Here is a 15,838-nt window from a genome sequence, read left to right on the forward strand (position 1 = left end):
ATTTTATCTCTTCCGACCGTTATCTTTATGTAAACATCCGAAAAACAACCATTGATATGAAAACAAGCAAATGTATCATCCTTCTGATGTTGCTCATCATCGGAACAGGAGTTTGCCCGCTTCAGGCCCAAAGCCGGAAAGAAAAGAAAGAGCAAAAAGAGCAAACAGTAAAAGAGCTGATCGAATCGGAAAACTACCGGATTGACGTATCTACAGCATACCCACGCCGAGGGCATATGATTCCACTGACCTCAGTTTATTCTGTGGTAGTTCGAAACGATTCGGTCTTTTCACAACTACCCTATTTCGGGCGTGCTTATTCTATTCCCTATGGAGGAGGGCAAGGACTGATGTTCAAGGCTCCGATTGACAAATATAATATGGTCATGGGCAAACGCGGAGCAGCAAAGATAAACTTCACCGCCAGAAACTCCGAAGATCAGTTCAAGTTTAGAATCACTATCTATTCTAATGGTTCGTCCAGCATAGATGTCGATATGCAGAATCGTGAATCGATCAGCTTCTCCGGTGATCTGATACTGCCGGACTAAAATTAGTATAAGTCTACTCCCCTTTCAGGATAGGCAAACAGATCTGATATTTCACAGCCAATGCGCGTACCACAAAAATGCAACAGCCACTGATGACCTGTGTTAAAGCAGCATCAACACCCAGACGGTCGAGTCCCCAATAAATGACTCCGCCAATAACGCATGCCATGGCATAAATCTCTTTACGGAAAATCAACGGAATCTCGTTGATAAACACATCGCGGATTACGCCACCGGCCGCTCCGGTCATTGTGCCCATAATGATGGCCACCCAAAAGGCATAGCCCAAATCGATCGTTTTGCTGATACCAACTACCGTAAATAATGCAAGCCCAATGCTATCGAAGATAAAAAACGTGTTGTGCATATGAATCAGATGCTTCCGGAAAAAGATAACCCACAGAAGGGCCAGCGCCGAACAGATAAGATAAATGGGATTCGTCATCCAGAACGGAGTAACGTCCAGCAATACGTCACGTATAGTACCACCGCCAATGGCAACAGCCACACCGGCTACATAAGCACCAAACCAGTCAAACTGTTTGGCAGATGCAAGACGAATGCCACTAATGGCAAAAGCAAATGTCCCGATAAACTCCAGAATCTGGATAAAGGTCGGAATCTGAAAGATTGTTGGCATATATCAAGTTTTTTGTGTGCAAAGAAACAAATAATTCCGCAAGAAAGTGTACATTTGTTCCTTGAAAATTGTAAGAATACGAAGATGAAGATAACGATTGTTGCCGGGGCTCGCCCTAACTTTATGAAAATCGCCCCTATCACCCGGGCTATCGATGCCGCTAAGGCACAAGGTAAACGCATTTCTTATCGCCTGGTTTACACAGGGATAGAGAATGACACCAGTCTGGATGCATCCTTATTTGCAGATCTGCATATGAAAGCTCCCGATGCCTATCTGGGCGTAAACGGCAATAACCCTACAGAACTTACTGCGGGAATAATGATCGCCTTTGAACGTGAACTGACGGAAAACCCTACGCACGTAGTTCTGGTAGTCGATGACCTCACTGCAACTATGAGTTGTGCGATCGTAGCCAAAAAACAAAATATAAAAGTGGCACATCTCGTAGCCGGCACCCGTTCGTTCGATATGTCCATGCCCAAAGAAGTCAATCGTATGATAACAGACGGACTTTCCGACTATCTGTTCACAGCCGGCATGGTGGCCAATCGCAACCTGAATCAGACAGGAACAGAAAATGAAACAGTCTACTATGTAGGCAACATCCTGATCGATACAATACGGTATAACCGCAACCGCCTGATAAAGCCAATATGGTTCTCTGTCCTGGGACTGAAAGAGCATGAGTACATCCTGCTGACCCTCAACCGCCATGTGCTGCTGAACAACAAAGAAAATCTGCGGAATTTGATAGAGACCTTACTTGAAAAGGCAAACGGCATGCCGATTGTGGCACCACTGCACACTTATGTACGCAATGCGATCAAAACTCTCGATATCACAGCTCCTAACCTGCACATCATGCCCACACAAAGCTATCTCTCTTTCGGGTATCTGATGAACCAGGCAAAAGCCATTATAACAGATTCAGGCAATGTGGCGGAAGAAGCGACCTTCCTGGGAATTCCCTGCATCACCCTCAACACCTATGCCGAGCATCCGGAAACCTGGCGCACAGGCACCAACGAACTGGTTGGTGAAGATCCGGCAGCATTGGCTGCCAGTATGGATAAACTGATGAACGGAGAATGGAAACAAGGCACCCTGCCCGAACGCTGGGACGGACGGACCGCAGAACGAATTGTACAAATATTATTGGGGGAATAATGCCGGATTCCCCCTCCTTACAGGACTCAAAAGATACACAAAAAAGGTTATATAGTCCGTTCAATCAAAAGGAATTTATTACCTTTGCAGTCTCACGATGAGATGAAGTGTGTATGAAACAACAATATTCTAAACTATTAATAGTAGTCTTCCTTATACTCTCTGCACCACAGGCTTTTGCACAGTTGAAGGGAGTAATCACTGATTCTATTTCACATGAGCCGCTAATGTACATTTCCGTTTTCTATGAAGGAAAAGGCGTAGGCGGTATATCCAATGCTAACGGAGAATATCAGGTAGAAACCCGCAAAGGTTGGAACGAACTGACCTTCTCTGCAGTGGGGTATATCACCAAGAAAGTGAAAATTCCGGCAGGTGCCAAAGAACTGAATGTGGTGCTCTCACCAGATGATGTCATGCTGGACGAGGTGGTGATAAAACCTAAAAAAGAAAAGTATTCCCGGAAAAACAATCCCGCTGTGGAGTTCATGCGAAAGGTCATCGACCACAAGAAAGCTCAGAAGCTGGAAACCAACGACTATTATCAGTACAACAAGTATCAGAAGATGAAGATGTCACTCAATGACGTGACACCCGAAAGCCTTGAAAAAGGAATCTATAAAAAGTTTTCTTTCCTCAAAGACCAGGTTGAGGTTTCGCCTGAAACCAACAAACTGATTCTGCCTATCTCAGTGCAGGAAACGTCTTCCAAAACCATTTACCGGAAGGACCCGGAAAGCAAAAAGACCATAATCGAAGGTATGAACTCCAATGGCGTGGAAGAATTCTTCTCAACAGGTGATATGCTGGGTACCATCCTCAATGATGTATTTGCCGATATCAATATCTATGATGATGATATCCGCCTGTTGCAACGCCGTTTCGTAAGTCCAATCGGAAGCGGAGCCATCTCTTTCTATAAATTCTACCTGATGGACACTGTGATGGTGGATAAAGATAAATGCGTGCATCTCACCTTCGTCCCACAGAACTCTCAGGACTTCGGATTCACCGGACACCTGTATGTACTGGACGACTCTACCTATGCAGTGAAAAAGTGCACCATGAATCTGCCTAAAAAGACAGGAGTAAACTTTGTAGAAAATCTGGACGTCGTACAGCAATATGAACAGCTTCCCAATGGCAACTGGGTGCTGACAGACGACGATATGACTGTGGATCTTTTAGTCATGAAAGCTATTCAGGGCATCCAGGTAAAACGAACAACCAAATATAGCAATTATGTCTTCGACCCCATCGAGCCACGACTTTTCCGTTTGAAAGGAAGTGTGATCAAAGAGGCGGACATGCTGACCAAAAGTGACGAATATTGGGCCGGAGTACGCCAGGTGCCTCTAACAAAGACCGAGAGCAGCATGGATCTTTTCATGAACCGGCTGGAACAAATACCCGGATTCAAATATGTGATATTCGGAGCAAAAGCGTTGATAGAAAACTATGTGGAAACCGGGACCAAAGAACATCCGAGTAAGTTTGACTTCGGACCGATCAACACCATGATATCGAGCAATTATGTGGATGGTACCCGTTTCCGTCTCAGCGGTATGACTACCGCCAAGCTGAATCCCCACTGGTTCTTCAATGGATACGGAGCGTACGGACTCAAAGATAAAAAATGGAAATATGAAGGTAATGTGACCTACTCTTTCCGCAAATGCGAATTCTTCCCCTGGGAATTCCCGAAGCATTACATCTCGGCCTCCTACCGCTACGACGTCATGTCGCCAATGGATAAATTCCTCGACACGGATAAGGATAACGTATTCGTAGCGTGGAAAACCACAACCGTCGACCAGATGTCATACGTACGGGACGCCACACTGAGATATGAAATGGAAACTTTATCGGGTTTCTCGGTTGCGGCCATGGCGCGACACCGGGAAGACACTCCGGCAGGCAAGTTGCAATACATCCGCAATGACGCAGCCAAAACCATCGTACCCGATATAACTACCGCCGAATTGGGGCTGACCTTACGTTATGCGCCGGGCGAGACCTTCGTCAATACAAAGCAACGCCGTCGTCCGGTATCGCTGGATGCTCCCATCTTCACCCTCTCCCACACTACCGGATTTAAAGGTGTTTTAGGAGGAGAATATAATTTCAACCTGACGGAGGCAAGTATCTGGAAGCGCTTCTGGCTCTCGTCCTGGGGTAAAGTAGATGTTACCTTAAAAGGAGGTGCACAATGGAATACCGTTCCGTTCCCATTACTTATTTTGCCAGCCGCCAACCTATCGTATATCACACAGAAAGAAACGTTCAACCTGATCAATAATATGGAGTTCCTCAACGACCGTTATGCATCGCTGGCACTCACATATGACATGAATGGTAAACTTTTCAACCGCATCCCGCTGATTAAGAAACTGAAGTGGAGAGAGGTATTCCGTTTCCGCGCTCTATACGGCAACCTGACGGATAAGAATAACCCGTTTAAGAGCAATAATCCGGAACTGTTTGATTTCCCGCAACGGGACGGCAGCTACACCAGCTATGTGATGGATCCGAAAGTACCTTACCTGGAAGCCAGCGTGGGCATTTACAACATCTTTAAATTGTTGCATATCGAATACGTACGCCGTCTGACTTACCTGAACCACCCGGGAATCAATAAACAAGGCATCCGGTTTATGATTCAGGTAGTATTCTGATCCGCCTATCATTCACACTATAAAACCCAATACGATGAATTTCACAGTACACACCTGCAATGGCATGAAGCTATGGTTGGTTTTTCTTATGTTAAGCAGTGCAATCCATGTTTGCCGGGCGGACTCTCCACGACAAACCATCAACTTCAACCGGGAATGGAAATATTGCCGGGGAGACTTCAAGAGTGCTTCCCGACCGGATTTTGACGACTCCGACTGGGAAAGGACGGGACTTCCCCACTCTTTCAGTACTCCATACTTCATGTCGAAAGATTTTTATGTAGGTTACGGATGGTACCGCAAAGCCTTTCCGATAAAGAAAGAAGTGCTTGGCAAAAGGAGCTTTCTTGAATTCGACGGTGTATTTCAGGAAGCAGAAGTTTTTGTGAACGGACATCGGGCAGGAACCCACCAAGGAGGATATACCGGATTTTCCGTTGATATATCGAACTATCTGAAAGAAGGAAAAAACCAGATAGCGGTTCGGGTTAACAACTGCTGGCGGCCTGACCTCGCTCCACGTGCAGGCGAACATGTATTCAGCGGAGGCATTTACAGGAACGTACGCTTAGTGATCAAAGAACCGACCTATATCGATTGGTATGGCACATTGGTCACCACACCGGACTTAGGAGAAAAAAAAGGAAAGTCAGGGAGCGTCCACATACGGACAGATGTATGCAATCGTTCCGGAAAAACAGAAACTTACCGACTTCTGACCACTGTTATCGATTCCCGAGGCAAAGAAGCGGCTTCTGTTTCTACATCACAATCATTGCCGGACAACGCAACCTACACATTTGAGCAGCAAACCCGCGAAATTCAAGCACCGGAGCTGTGGCATCCCGATCATCCTGCACTTTACAAGGTGGTCAGCTCGCTTTACCACGGAGAAAAATTGATAGACCGCTATGAAACGTCTTTCGGATTCCGCTGGTTTGAATGGACACCGGACCGGGGATTCTTCCTGAACGGGGAACATTATTATTTTAAGGGAGCCAATGTTCATCAGGATCATGCCGGATGGGGAGATGCCGTGACCGAAACCGGTATGCGAAGAGATATCCGTCTGGTAAAAGAAGCCGGCTTCAACCTGATACGAGGTTCGCATTACCCCCATTCACCGGCTTTCTCACAAGCATGCGATGAAATAGGTATGCTATCCTGGGCAGAGAATGCATTTTGGGGAATCGGAGGTCACAAAGGAGATGGCTACTGGAACGCAAGTGCATATCCCGTAAATGAAGCAGACAGGGCAGGATTTGAGAGCAGTGTAAAAGCCCAACTGAAAGAATTGATCCGCATCCACCGCAACCATCCTTCTATTGTTGTATGGAGTATGAGTAACGAACCGTTCTTTACCGCACCCGAAACGATCGACCCGATGCGCAAGTTACTGTCAGAAACCGTCAAACTCTCCAAGCAACTCGATCCAACCCGTCCGGCGGCCATTGGCGGTGCTCAACGTCCGTTGGGAGAGAAACGAATTGACAAGTTGGGTGATATAGCCGGATATAACGGCGATGGCAGCTACATCCCCGAGTTCCAGCAACCGGGCATACCGACGGTAGTTTCAGAGTATGGCAGCACGACAGCCGACCGTCCGGGAGAGTACGATCCGGGCTGGGGAGACTTGGCAAAGAATAATGCGCAAAATGGCTTTGCCTGGCGTAGCGGACAAGCCATCTGGTGCGCATTCGACCACGGGAGTATAGCCGGAAGTGCTCTTGGGAAAATGGGAATTATCGATTACTTCCGGATTCCCAAACGTGCCTGGTATTGGTACCGCAATGCCTACAAAGGGATTGCTCCGCCGGAGTGGCCAGAGGCAGGAACACCTGCACGCATTGCCCTGACAGCCGATCAAACGAACCAGATAAAGACAGACGGGACAGATGACGTTATGTTGTCGGTAACCATTCTGGATGCAGACGGTAAACCGGTCAACAATTCTCCGGCAGTCAGCCTCAACATCATATCCGGTCCGGGAGAGTTTCCTACCGGTACCTCGATCCTATTTGAAAAAGAGAGTGATATCCGTATTCTCGATGGGAAAGCCGCGATTGAATTCCGGTCGTACTATGCCGGAGAAACCGTGATACGGGCTACCTCGCCGGGGCTCGAGCCTGCCGAGATCACACTCCGGTTCATCGGAAGCACTCCCTATACCGAAGCCTGCAAAGTGAAAGACCGACCTTATACACGTTTTGAGGTTCAGGATAAAACAGATAACCTGCAAACCTTCGGGCCCAATAATCCGACCTTCTGCAGTTCATCGGCCGACGGACACTCGTCCGCATTTGCTGCCGATGGAGATGGAGCCACCTATTGGCAAGCTGCCGGCAACGACCCGGAACGCTCCTGGACATTGGACACAGAGAAAGGTTTGTCCATACGCCACATCCGAATCGCATTTCCGGATACGGACCATTACCAATACAAAGTGGAGGCATCGATGGATAGAGAACACTGGACACTTATTCCGGATCAGACCAACTATAAACAAAACGAGAACATTCGGATGATCCAGGTTGTTCCGGGTATACAGGGACGTTTCATACGTATCAGTTTCATCGGAGAAAAAGCCGCTATCACAGATGTACAGGTGATGGGGACGGTGATCGACTAATAAACAGATTCATTACAAATAGATATGCAACCATTAGCGGAAAGGCTACGGCCAAAGACATTAGATGATTATATCGGTCAGAAACACCTTGTGGGACCGGGTGCTATCTTGCGCAAGATGATTGATGCAGGACGTATCTCTTCATTTATCCTGTGGGGGCCTCCGGGAGTCGGTAAAACAACACTGGCCCAGATAATAGCCAATAAGCTGGAAACCCCTTTTTATACACTGAGTGCCGTAACATCGGGCGTGAAAGACGTGCGCGAAGTGATAGATCGCGCCAAAAGCAACAAATTCTTCACTCAGTCCAGTCCCATCTTGTTTATCGACGAAATACACCGATTCAGCAAATCTCAGCAGGACTCGTTGCTGGGAGCTGTCGAGCACGGGACAGTTACTCTGATAGGTGCCACCACGGAGAACCCGTCTTTTGAGGTAATCCGTCCACTCCTCTCCCGTTGCCAGCTCTATACACTGAAGTCTCTGGAGAAAGAGGACCTGCTTGAATTGCTTCAACGTGCCATCACTACCGATACCGTACTGAAAGAACGTAAAATAGAACTGAAAGAAACCAGTGCCATGCTTCGTTTTTCGGGAGGCGATGCCCGCAAGCTGCTGAATATACTGGAACTCGTAGTAGAGTCGGAAACGGAAGAGACCGTAGTTATCACTGACGATCTGGTAACCGAACGCTTACAGCAGAATCCGCTGGCTTATGATAAAGACGGCGAGATGCATTACGATATTATTTCGGCATTTATCAAATCGATCCGGGGCAGCGATCCCGACGGTGCCATTTACTGGCTGGCACGTATGGTAGAAGGAGGAGAAGACCCGGCATTCATTGCCAGACGTCTGGTCATCTCGGCTTCGGAAGACATTGGCCTGGCCAATCCGAATGCACTGCTATTGGCTAATGCCTGTTTTGACACGTTGATGAAAATAGGCTGGCCGGAAGGAAGAATCCCATTGGCGGAAACCACCATTTATCTGGCAACCAGCCCTAAAAGCAACTCAGCCTACAATGCTATCAACGATGCACTGGCATTGGTGCGCGAAACCGGCAACCTGCCTGTACCTCTGCACCTGCGCAATGCTCCCACCAAACTGATGAAGCAGTTAGGATATGGCCAGGAATATAAATATGCCCATAATTATGAAGGTAATTTCGTAAAACAGCAATTCCTGCCGGACGAAATCAAGAATAAGCAAATATGGCAGCCCCAACACAACCCGGCTGAACAGAAACATGCCGAACGAATGAAACAACTCTGGGGAAATGAAAAGAACTATTAAACATCTGTAATTGTTTTATTAGATAAAGAGTTATTAATTCAGTATTCAAGTACACAAACTTAATACTTAACACCTAATAATTTATGAAGATAGTAGTTTTAGACGGCTATGCCGCCAACCCCGGAGATCTGAACTGGGATGAATTGAGAACTTTAGGTGAGTGTGAAATCTATGATCGCACAGCCCCCGAAGAGGTGCTTACACATGCGAAGGACGCCGAGGCCATCCTTACCAACAAAGCCGTGATCACCGCAGAGCACATGGCCTCTTTGCCTAACCTGAAGTATATCGGCGTAATAGCCACCGGATATAACATTATTGATATTGCGGCAGCCAAAGAACGCGGTATTGTGGTTACCAACATCCCGGCTTACAGCACTCCATCCGTCGGACAGATGGTTTTTGCCCATATCCTGAATATCACTCAGCGAGTGCAACACTATGCAGACGAAGTGCGTGGAGGGCAGTGGACCCGGAATCAGGATTTTTGTTACTGGGATACCCCGCTTATAGAGCTGTTAGGAAAGAAAATCGGTCTTATCGGACTGGGACAGACCGGATATAATACAGCCCGTATCGCAATCGGGTTCGGAATGAAAGTGTGGGCCTATACCTCCAAGTCACGGCTTCAGTTGCCTCCCGAAATCAGAAAAGCGGAACTCGACCAGATTTTCCGTGAATGCGACATCGTCAGTCTGCATTGTCCGTTAACGGAATCAACCCGTGATCTGGTTAATGCCCGCCGCCTTGAACTGATGAAACCAAACGCCATCTTAATCAACACCAGTCGCGGCCCTTTGATCAATGAACAAGACCTGGCAGACGCCCTGAATAATTATAAGATTTATGCTGCCGGATTGGATGTACTCTCCACCGAGCCTCCACGTGCGGACAACCCATTGCTGACTGCCAGAAATTGCTATATCACCCCGCATATAGCCTGGGCTACTTCCGCCGCCCGTGAACGTCTGATGACCATTCTGGTTGACAACCTGAAAGCATACATCGGTGGAAAACCCATAAACAACGTAGCCAAATAAAGTCAGATATCAAAAAAGACAGGAATACTATCGGGATTCAGAATATATCCCGATAGTTTCTTCAACTCTTCTTCCGCATCCATCACTGCACAAGAATAACCGGCAACTGACATCATCGGCCAATCGTGCATCGTATTACCTACCACCAGAATCTCCCGCAAAGAGATTCCCAACCTCGAACATAGAGTCATCAGTCCATTCTTTTTTCCCGCCCTGCTGTCCACCACTGTCAGCAACCGGCCTTCCTGATACAGTTGATATGCCTCCCCCTCCAATCCGGCCGACAGCCGAGTAGCTTCCCGGACAGTAGGCGCAAGCACGGCATACTTAAAGATTTCCCCTTTCCAAGTATAACGAGTGATCCGGCAACCGGGGAAATCAAGAGCCACAGGATGTTCAACCGGAACACATTCAACGGTATCTTCATAACACAGAAAGCCCCCATCGGCAAAAACCCCTCCCGAAAACAAGTCGAACACATCACCAAGCCGCTTCTTGGCGTGTGCCATCGGCAAGGCAGTACTCAGGTACAGAGGTAAGCGACCGGACATATATTTTAGTGCAGAAACGGTACGCCCCGGAATCCTCCCCTGCACATCTGTCAATGTACCGTCAATATCAAAGAATACAGCCCTGACCTTTTTCCTCTCCGGTATACGCCACAATGCCCCTTCTCCCATCATTCTCCTCAGAGGCGTATCCCGCAGATTGCTGAAAGCAATATAGCAATCGCATACTTTACGGAGACAAGAAGGCTGAAGGAGCGAAGCAGAATCATCGTAGAAATTCCCTGTCCGCACCCCACTTCTCGGGCAGGCATACATCCCCCCTTCCCGATCAACAAACAGACTCTCTCTACCTCCGGAACAATTATTCAAACATGCTTTTGCGTTCCGCCGATCATAATCGAACAGATTATCCATCTCGTTAAAAAAGCGGACATCTTCCTCCGAAAGCGGCTTCCGTAAACCTTGCATTGCGTTCACAAACAAGTAAACCGACGGATCCAGCAGCAGTCTCAACCTCCGGATCTGTTCCTTTGCCGAAGGATCACCAACCACTCCTGCACAGACCTCAATACCAGCCGCATGCAGTTTTTCTATTTTAGACGCAAAATCTGTGACATCCGCCATCTCAGGATGGTAGCTCGCCCAGAATTTGATTTTGGTGACATCTGCCCGAGCCTCTTCAACTTCATCCAGAAAACGGGAAACTGAAAAGGACAGGTTGGTCTGACAAGAAACCCCGGCCACATGGGGCATGGCAGCCAGACGAATGATACCTTCTCTGTAATACCGATGTATCATCGCTTCTCCATAAGGGATAATCAGAATACGCAACGCCCCATGCTTCCACTGACCGATACGTGAAATAAAACGGTGCAGCGCTTCCCGGTCACCGTCCGTATCGGCAGATGCGGATTTCCTGCCAAACGGACAATACGAACATGTATAATTGCAATATTCCAGACTGCCCCTATAATAGATATTCCGGATAGTACTCAAAGCCCCCATCGTGCAAAGTTGATCAAGGATATATATACTCGGACATCAGTCTCCTTACGGCAGGTGAAACAAAAGACTGGCCGATGTAATCGGAGTAGGCCATTCCTTCTTCCGTAAGAAGCAGAACCCGGTTTTTCTCTTCAATCCACCCCCGGTCTGTAAATTCCCGGAAGAGCGTTCTGTCCGGCACCTTACCAAAACGTCGTTCATACTCCGCCGTGTCCAGCCCCCGATAATACATCAGGTTCTTTATAATAAACCTTATTTGTACCTCTTCCGCGGAAAGCAAATAACCATTGGTTACCGTCAAAAAATCAGCAGTCCGGATATAACGGTCTATCTCTCCGGCTATGGCTTCCTGCCGCACAGCGTATGGAGTGGCATAATGTAAATCTCCCAGATAGCTCCGTCCCCCGGAACCACAGGACAGCATGGTTTCATCGCCACAGGAGAACTCCAGTTCCACTGTTTTCCGTTTAACAAAGCGACGCATGGAAGTCTGCACAAATCCCTGCTCCACCAACAGTTCACGAGCTGACCTGTAAATAGCATAGCACATGTCATCCGTTGAACGTACATCGATACGTGTACCCGGCCGGACATAAAGAGGATAAATAAATAATTCGTCGGGGCGATAAGTAAGCGCAGTGGTAAGCGAGTAAATAAAGCTATCCACCGTCTGTCCCTCAATGCCATAAATCAGGTCGAGGTTCAACTGCGGGAAGTCCGCTTCCCGAATATTTTGAAGTGCATCGATCACGGTAGCAAGCACAGGCCTCCTTTTCAGTTTTTTCAACTCCGCATCATTGAAACTCTGTACACCCATGCTCAACCGTTCCACCCCCCTCGTCCGCAATTGCCGCAAAACTTTCTTGTCGGCATACTCCGGTGAAGTTTCGATGGAAGTGAATACCTCCGAAGGACGTACGCCGAACAGCTCGGCTATGCAAAACAGTTCATCCAACTGTTTTTCGTTCAGAATAAGCGGAGTACCTCCCCCAACTGCAAACGAAGTAAATTTCAGATCTTGTGCCGCCACGGACAACTGTTCTGCCTGACGGCGCATCGTACGGAGATATGCCGAGATACGCCCTCCATCACAGCTCTGCTGTGAAAACAGATTGCAATAACCGCACTTATGGGCACAGAAAGGGATATGAAAATATAGACTTGCCTGCCCCCCTGCCAACCGTTCAAAATAAGGGGCAAGAGAGACCGGAGGATTAAAAGTACGGTAAGCCGTCTTATGCGGATAACTGTACATATAGCTGATATATCGTGAAATCTGCTGCTGATCGTTCATTTTCTGAGAATAAAATGTTTATAAGGCACCGTATATACCTTCTCGTGGGAAATGCAGTGATACTCGTAACCGTCCTCACCATAACAGGTGCCATGATCGGACAAAGCAATGACCAATGTATCCGAACGTCTTCTGAAAGCCTCGAACAAGCGGGGCAACTGACTGTCAACGTATCGTAAAGCCGCAGCATGCGACTCTTTGTCGTCTTTCTTCTTACCCTCTACATAATGGCAGTTGGGATAATGGATGGCCGAGAAATTGATATACATGAATACTCTCCGGTCCGCCGGATACTTTTCCAGTTTACTGACAGCAAAGTCCACCTGATTGGCGGCACTGTTCTTATCCGTGCAGCCAAAAGCAGGCAGCCAGTAACTTTTATTGAAATAACCGGGAAATACCCTTCCGATGTCATTCCGTTTACTGAAAAAGCTGACTCCGCCGATACAGATGGTTTCATAACCGATATTGGACAGGCTCTGTACGAATGTAGCTTCTTTAAAAGCATAACTGCCCTCCGGAGGTATGCGCCCCGTGCCGGCCTGAAAAGGGAAAAAAAGCCACTTCCGGCTGCGCAACACATGGGGTTCGGCAGGTGAAGGCAAGAATCCGGCAAAAATGGCGAAATGCGAGGGATAGGTAAAATTGCCGGGAGCATGCCTCTTCTCCCAGCCACTGCCATAGCTATTCAGTACGGGAGTTCCCCCGGAAGCCTCTTCGGCCACACTGACGTCATAGCGCAAGGTGTCGAAACAGAGCATCAGTATGTCATGCGTGCCCACAATTCCATTCATATCTATATCCGGTTTCCGGTCTTGCTTACCGGATGGCAGTTCATCTATTTCCATTGAAAAGTGATTCTATCGTTCTTATCTGATTGGTGTATATCTTATTCTCCGTAAACATATCCTGATAGATATGATCTCCCTGTCCGTTCACCTCTATAATATAAGGTGTATCCGTGTTCCGTGCAATCAGCACATCTATGCCTGCATACCGCAGTCCCAGAGCCCGCGTGGCGGCAATGCTCCGGCAAAAAAGCTCCTCACGGACGGAAGGTGCAAGCGAAAGCTCTCCGAACAGCCTTGCTTTGTTGTTCAGATGAAGATTGGTTATGGTACCTTTGCTACAACGTACCACGACATAGTCGACTTCATCTTCCCTACAAACAACACGCAAGTCATAATTCTCCCCTTCCAGTTTTTCTTTTACCATCCACTCTTCAAGGACAGCTCCGCATCGCATGACTTCTTCTGCCAGCACGGCAATCTCTTTCCGGTTTGTCAACCGGCAGATACGTTTTTCATTACAAGCATGATTTCCCGCCCAACGCATGGTCGTATAAGCCACCCATTCGTCCCGGCGATGATTGTATCTGACAGCCATTACCCCTCCGGCTCCGGAGCCATAGCGAGGTTTAAGAAACCCTCCCCTCTTCTGCCGGTAAAGCAGTTCGGCCAGTTCATCAAAAGTGCGTAGTGCCGCCGAGAACAACGGGGTTGTTTTCAAGCCTGCCCCGGCCAGTTTCTGCTGAGTGCGGACCTTATCCAAAGCACAGAGAATTGCACTCGGCTCGTTCAGAAAATGCACGCCCTCCGGTCTATCCACAGCGGCTAAGCGCCTCAACATTTCCCTGTAATCCCGGCAAAGCAAATTGTATTTCCGGAAGTCCGTTTCCTGAAACACCGGAGGTTCCAGCTTCACAACCGTATCACGATACTCCGGAAGAGTAGCCATCAACTCATCGTATGTGACAAAGCAGGTATCCGCCCCAAGGCTTCTACCCGCTTTGATAAAGTAGTCCGTACGTTTTGAAGTCGAATTACTGACAACACATATCTTCATTCATTTACTCCGTAATCATTGGGAAACTGTAATCATCATCATACTCCTGTGAGTCGGAAACGTCGATCTTCACCGGCAGTGCCTTCTGCAACTCCTTTTTCATCTCGTCACTTAGGTAATTGTATTTCATATTGATAAACTTCAAGTGGCTGATCTTGTCCACATGATCCAGCAACAGTTGTGCTCCCTCGTCTGTCAATACTCCGGCAGAAATATCCATCGTCTCCAGTTGCGGAAGAATATCCGATTCGAGGAACATCTCCACAACAGCATCTTGTTCTTCCGCATCGACAATGCCCAGCCATTTCAGTTGAGGAAAACGATCTTTGGAGAAGAGAGGCTTGAATACAGCCAGATCACCCTCAAATCCGTAGTCTTCCACTCCTACATAAAGGACCAGCTTTTCAAGGTTAGAGAGGTCGGATCCCAGAATGTCCTCCACCACCGAATCGGGCAGGCCACCACTGATAATCTCAAGTGACTTCAGGTTGGGACGAGGTTTCTTGCCAATGCTCAGATTATTGGTACCTTTAATCTTGAGATTGTTCAGCAAGGGCATCACGTCCAACACCGGACCTAAATCCACCTGCTCAATCCAGGAGATCTCCTGTTCTTCAGAATCCATGTCTCCCCAGAACAGGCCCTCAAGATGGGCAAACTTTTCCTTATTCGCCACAATGCCGTCGGCAATAGCCGAGCAGTCCTCTCGGTCGTACCCCCAACAGCCGATCGTAATCTGCCTGAGCGACGGCAGCTTTTTATCCTTCAATATCCTATCCATCAAGTTCACGCCTTCTTCTGCCTCGTCATAGCTCAGCGCATACTTTTTAGCTTCCACCTTCATTTCCTTGGCAACCTCTTCCCGGGTTTCCACATATCCTTTCTTCGTCTTCTCCGCCACTAATTTGGCAGCGGCCTTTTCGGCCTCTTCGACCGACGAGAAATTCTTTACTTGTGTTTGTCCGTCTGTTCCCAACTTGCCATAGTTCACAACAACATCGGTTCCCCGAACATCGATGCTCCAGAACTTCTGAGACTTAAAGTCTTGAAATACAAATACTCGTTTCATAGTATGTCTGTTTAATTACTGATAAAAACAATGCTTATCCGCCTTCGTTTGTCAAGAGCAGATAAGCATCACTACAAAAGTAATAAAATTCCGATATCCTGTACTTCTATCTGAT

At 47.7% G+C, this 15,838-nt stretch carries 12 protein-coding genes; 6 read left to right on the forward strand and 6 right to left on the reverse strand.

All coding sequences use genetic code 11. The features are described from left to right. The first annotated feature begins 56 nt into the window (after positions 1-56). Positions 57-551, forward strand: a complete 495-nt coding sequence (locus QK890_RS03325; RefSeq protein WP_005776696.1) for a DUF4251 domain-containing protein — start codon at positions 57-59, stop codon at positions 549-551. Between the two features lie 13 nt (positions 552-564). Here QK890_RS03325 and QK890_RS03330 read toward each other — a convergent pair whose 3' ends face one another. Then, entirely contained in the window at positions 565-1,191 is a 627-nt protein-coding gene (locus QK890_RS03330) for a trimeric intracellular cation channel family protein (protein ID WP_005776695.1), read from the reverse strand. Positions 1,192-1,275: 84 nt separating this feature from the next. Here QK890_RS03330 and wecB point away from each other — a divergent pair, with 84 nt between their 5' ends. The 5 genes from wecB to QK890_RS03355 all read left to right on the forward strand — a co-directional run bounded on the left by wecB (position 1,276) and on the right by QK890_RS03355 (position 10,001). Then, complete coding sequence (gene wecB, locus QK890_RS03335) at positions 1,276-2,361, forward strand: non-hydrolyzing UDP-N-acetylglucosamine 2-epimerase (protein ID WP_032543915.1); 1,086 nt, start codon at positions 1,276-1,278, stop codon at positions 2,359-2,361. Positions 2,362-2,474: 113 nt separating this feature from the next. Next, positions 2,475-5,036: a DUF5686 and carboxypeptidase-like regulatory domain-containing protein gene (locus tag QK890_RS03340; protein ID WP_005808780.1), complete on the forward strand. Its 2,562-nt coding sequence runs from the start codon at positions 2,475-2,477 to the stop codon at positions 5,034-5,036. Positions 5,037-5,070: 34 nt separating this feature from the next. Further along, positions 5,071-7,665 (forward strand): glycoside hydrolase family 2 TIM barrel-domain containing protein, encoded by a 2,595-nt coding sequence (locus QK890_RS03345; protein ID WP_044299681.1) that lies wholly within the window; start codon positions 5,071-5,073, stop codon positions 7,663-7,665. 24 nt (positions 7,666-7,689) lie between these two features. Further along, complete coding sequence (locus QK890_RS03350; RefSeq protein WP_005808784.1) at positions 7,690-8,961, forward strand: replication-associated recombination protein A; 1,272 nt, start codon at positions 7,690-7,692, stop codon at positions 8,959-8,961. An 83-nt stretch (positions 8,962-9,044) separates the two neighbouring features. Beyond that, positions 9,045-10,001, forward strand: a complete 957-nt coding sequence (locus QK890_RS03355) for a D-2-hydroxyacid dehydrogenase (protein ID WP_005776688.1) — start codon at positions 9,045-9,047, stop codon at positions 9,999-10,001. A gap of 2 nt (positions 10,002-10,003) precedes the next feature. On the opposite strand, the gene QK890_RS03360 is transcribed toward QK890_RS03355, so the two are convergent. The 5 genes from QK890_RS03360 to QK890_RS03380 are packed head-to-tail and all read right to left on the reverse strand — an operon-like array spanning position 10,004 to position 15,723. Further along, positions 10,004-11,515, reverse strand: a complete 1,512-nt coding sequence (locus QK890_RS03360) for an STM4011 family radical SAM protein (RefSeq protein ID WP_022012215.1) — start codon at positions 11,513-11,515, stop codon at positions 10,004-10,006. A gap of 13 nt (positions 11,516-11,528) precedes the next feature. After that, on the reverse strand, positions 11,529-12,809 hold the full coding sequence (locus tag QK890_RS03365; RefSeq protein ID WP_122330482.1) for an STM4012 family radical SAM protein: 1,281 nt from the start codon (positions 12,807-12,809) through the stop codon (positions 11,529-11,531). Beyond that, entirely contained in the window at positions 12,806-13,657 is an 852-nt protein-coding gene (locus QK890_RS03370; RefSeq protein ID WP_005808788.1) for an STM4013/SEN3800 family hydrolase, read from the reverse strand. Before QK890_RS03370 ends, QK890_RS03365 begins: the two co-directional genes overlap by 4 nt. Beyond that, on the reverse strand, positions 13,644-14,654 hold the full coding sequence (locus tag QK890_RS03375) for an STM4014 family protein (protein WP_195316508.1): 1,011 nt from the start codon (positions 14,652-14,654) through the stop codon (positions 13,644-13,646). The genes QK890_RS03370 and QK890_RS03375 overlap by 14 nt, the downstream gene beginning before the upstream one ends. A 4-nt stretch (positions 14,655-14,658) precedes the next feature. Beyond that, positions 14,659-15,723, reverse strand: a complete 1,065-nt coding sequence (locus QK890_RS03380; protein WP_367627194.1) for an STM4015 family protein — start codon at positions 15,721-15,723, stop codon at positions 14,659-14,661. Between the last annotated feature and the right edge of the window lie 115 nt (positions 15,724-15,838).

Origin of the sequence: Bacteroides sp. NGMCC 1.200775, from assembly GCF_040798045.1 — a bacterium.
In the GTDB taxonomy this organism is placed as follows: Bacteria; Bacteroidota; Bacteroidia; order Bacteroidales; family Bacteroidaceae; genus Bacteroides; species Bacteroides hominis.

Excerpts from the sequence above, each read along its gene's own strand:
- QK890_RS03330 (WP_005776695.1), bottom strand. The coding sequence starts at position 1,191 with ATGCCAACAATCTTTCAGATTCCGACCTTTATCCAGATTCTGGAGTTT.
- QK890_RS03360 (WP_022012215.1), bottom strand. The coding sequence starts at position 11,515 with ATGGGGGCTTTGAGTACTATCCGGAATATCTATTATAGGGGCAGTCTG.
- QK890_RS03355 (WP_005776688.1), top strand. The coding sequence starts at position 9,045 with ATGAAGATAGTAGTTTTAGACGGCTATGCCGCCAACCCCGGAGATCTG.
- QK890_RS03350 (WP_005808784.1), top strand. The coding sequence starts at position 7,690 with ATGCAACCATTAGCGGAAAGGCTACGGCCAAAGACATTAGATGATTAT.
- QK890_RS03370 (WP_005808788.1), bottom strand. The coding sequence starts at position 13,657 with ATGGAAATAGATGAACTGCCATCCGGTAAGCAAGACCGGAAACCGGAT.
- QK890_RS03380 (WP_367627194.1), bottom strand. The coding sequence starts at position 15,723 with ATGAAACGAGTATTTGTATTTCAAGACTTTAAGTCTCAGAAGTTCTGG.
- wecB (WP_032543915.1), top strand. The coding sequence starts at position 1,276 with ATGAAGATAACGATTGTTGCCGGGGCTCGCCCTAACTTTATGAAAATC.
- QK890_RS03325 (WP_005776696.1), top strand. The coding sequence starts at position 57 with ATGAAAACAAGCAAATGTATCATCCTTCTGATGTTGCTCATCATCGGA.
- QK890_RS03365 (WP_122330482.1), bottom strand. The coding sequence starts at position 12,809 with ATGAACGATCAGCAGCAGATTTCACGATATATCAGCTATATGTACAGT.
- QK890_RS03340 (WP_005808780.1), top strand. The coding sequence starts at position 2,475 with ATGAAACAACAATATTCTAAACTATTAATAGTAGTCTTCCTTATACTC.
- QK890_RS03345 (WP_044299681.1), top strand. The coding sequence starts at position 5,071 with ATGAATTTCACAGTACACACCTGCAATGGCATGAAGCTATGGTTGGTT.
- QK890_RS03375 (WP_195316508.1), bottom strand. The coding sequence starts at position 14,654 with ATGAAGATATGTGTTGTCAGTAATTCGACTTCAAAACGTACGGACTAC.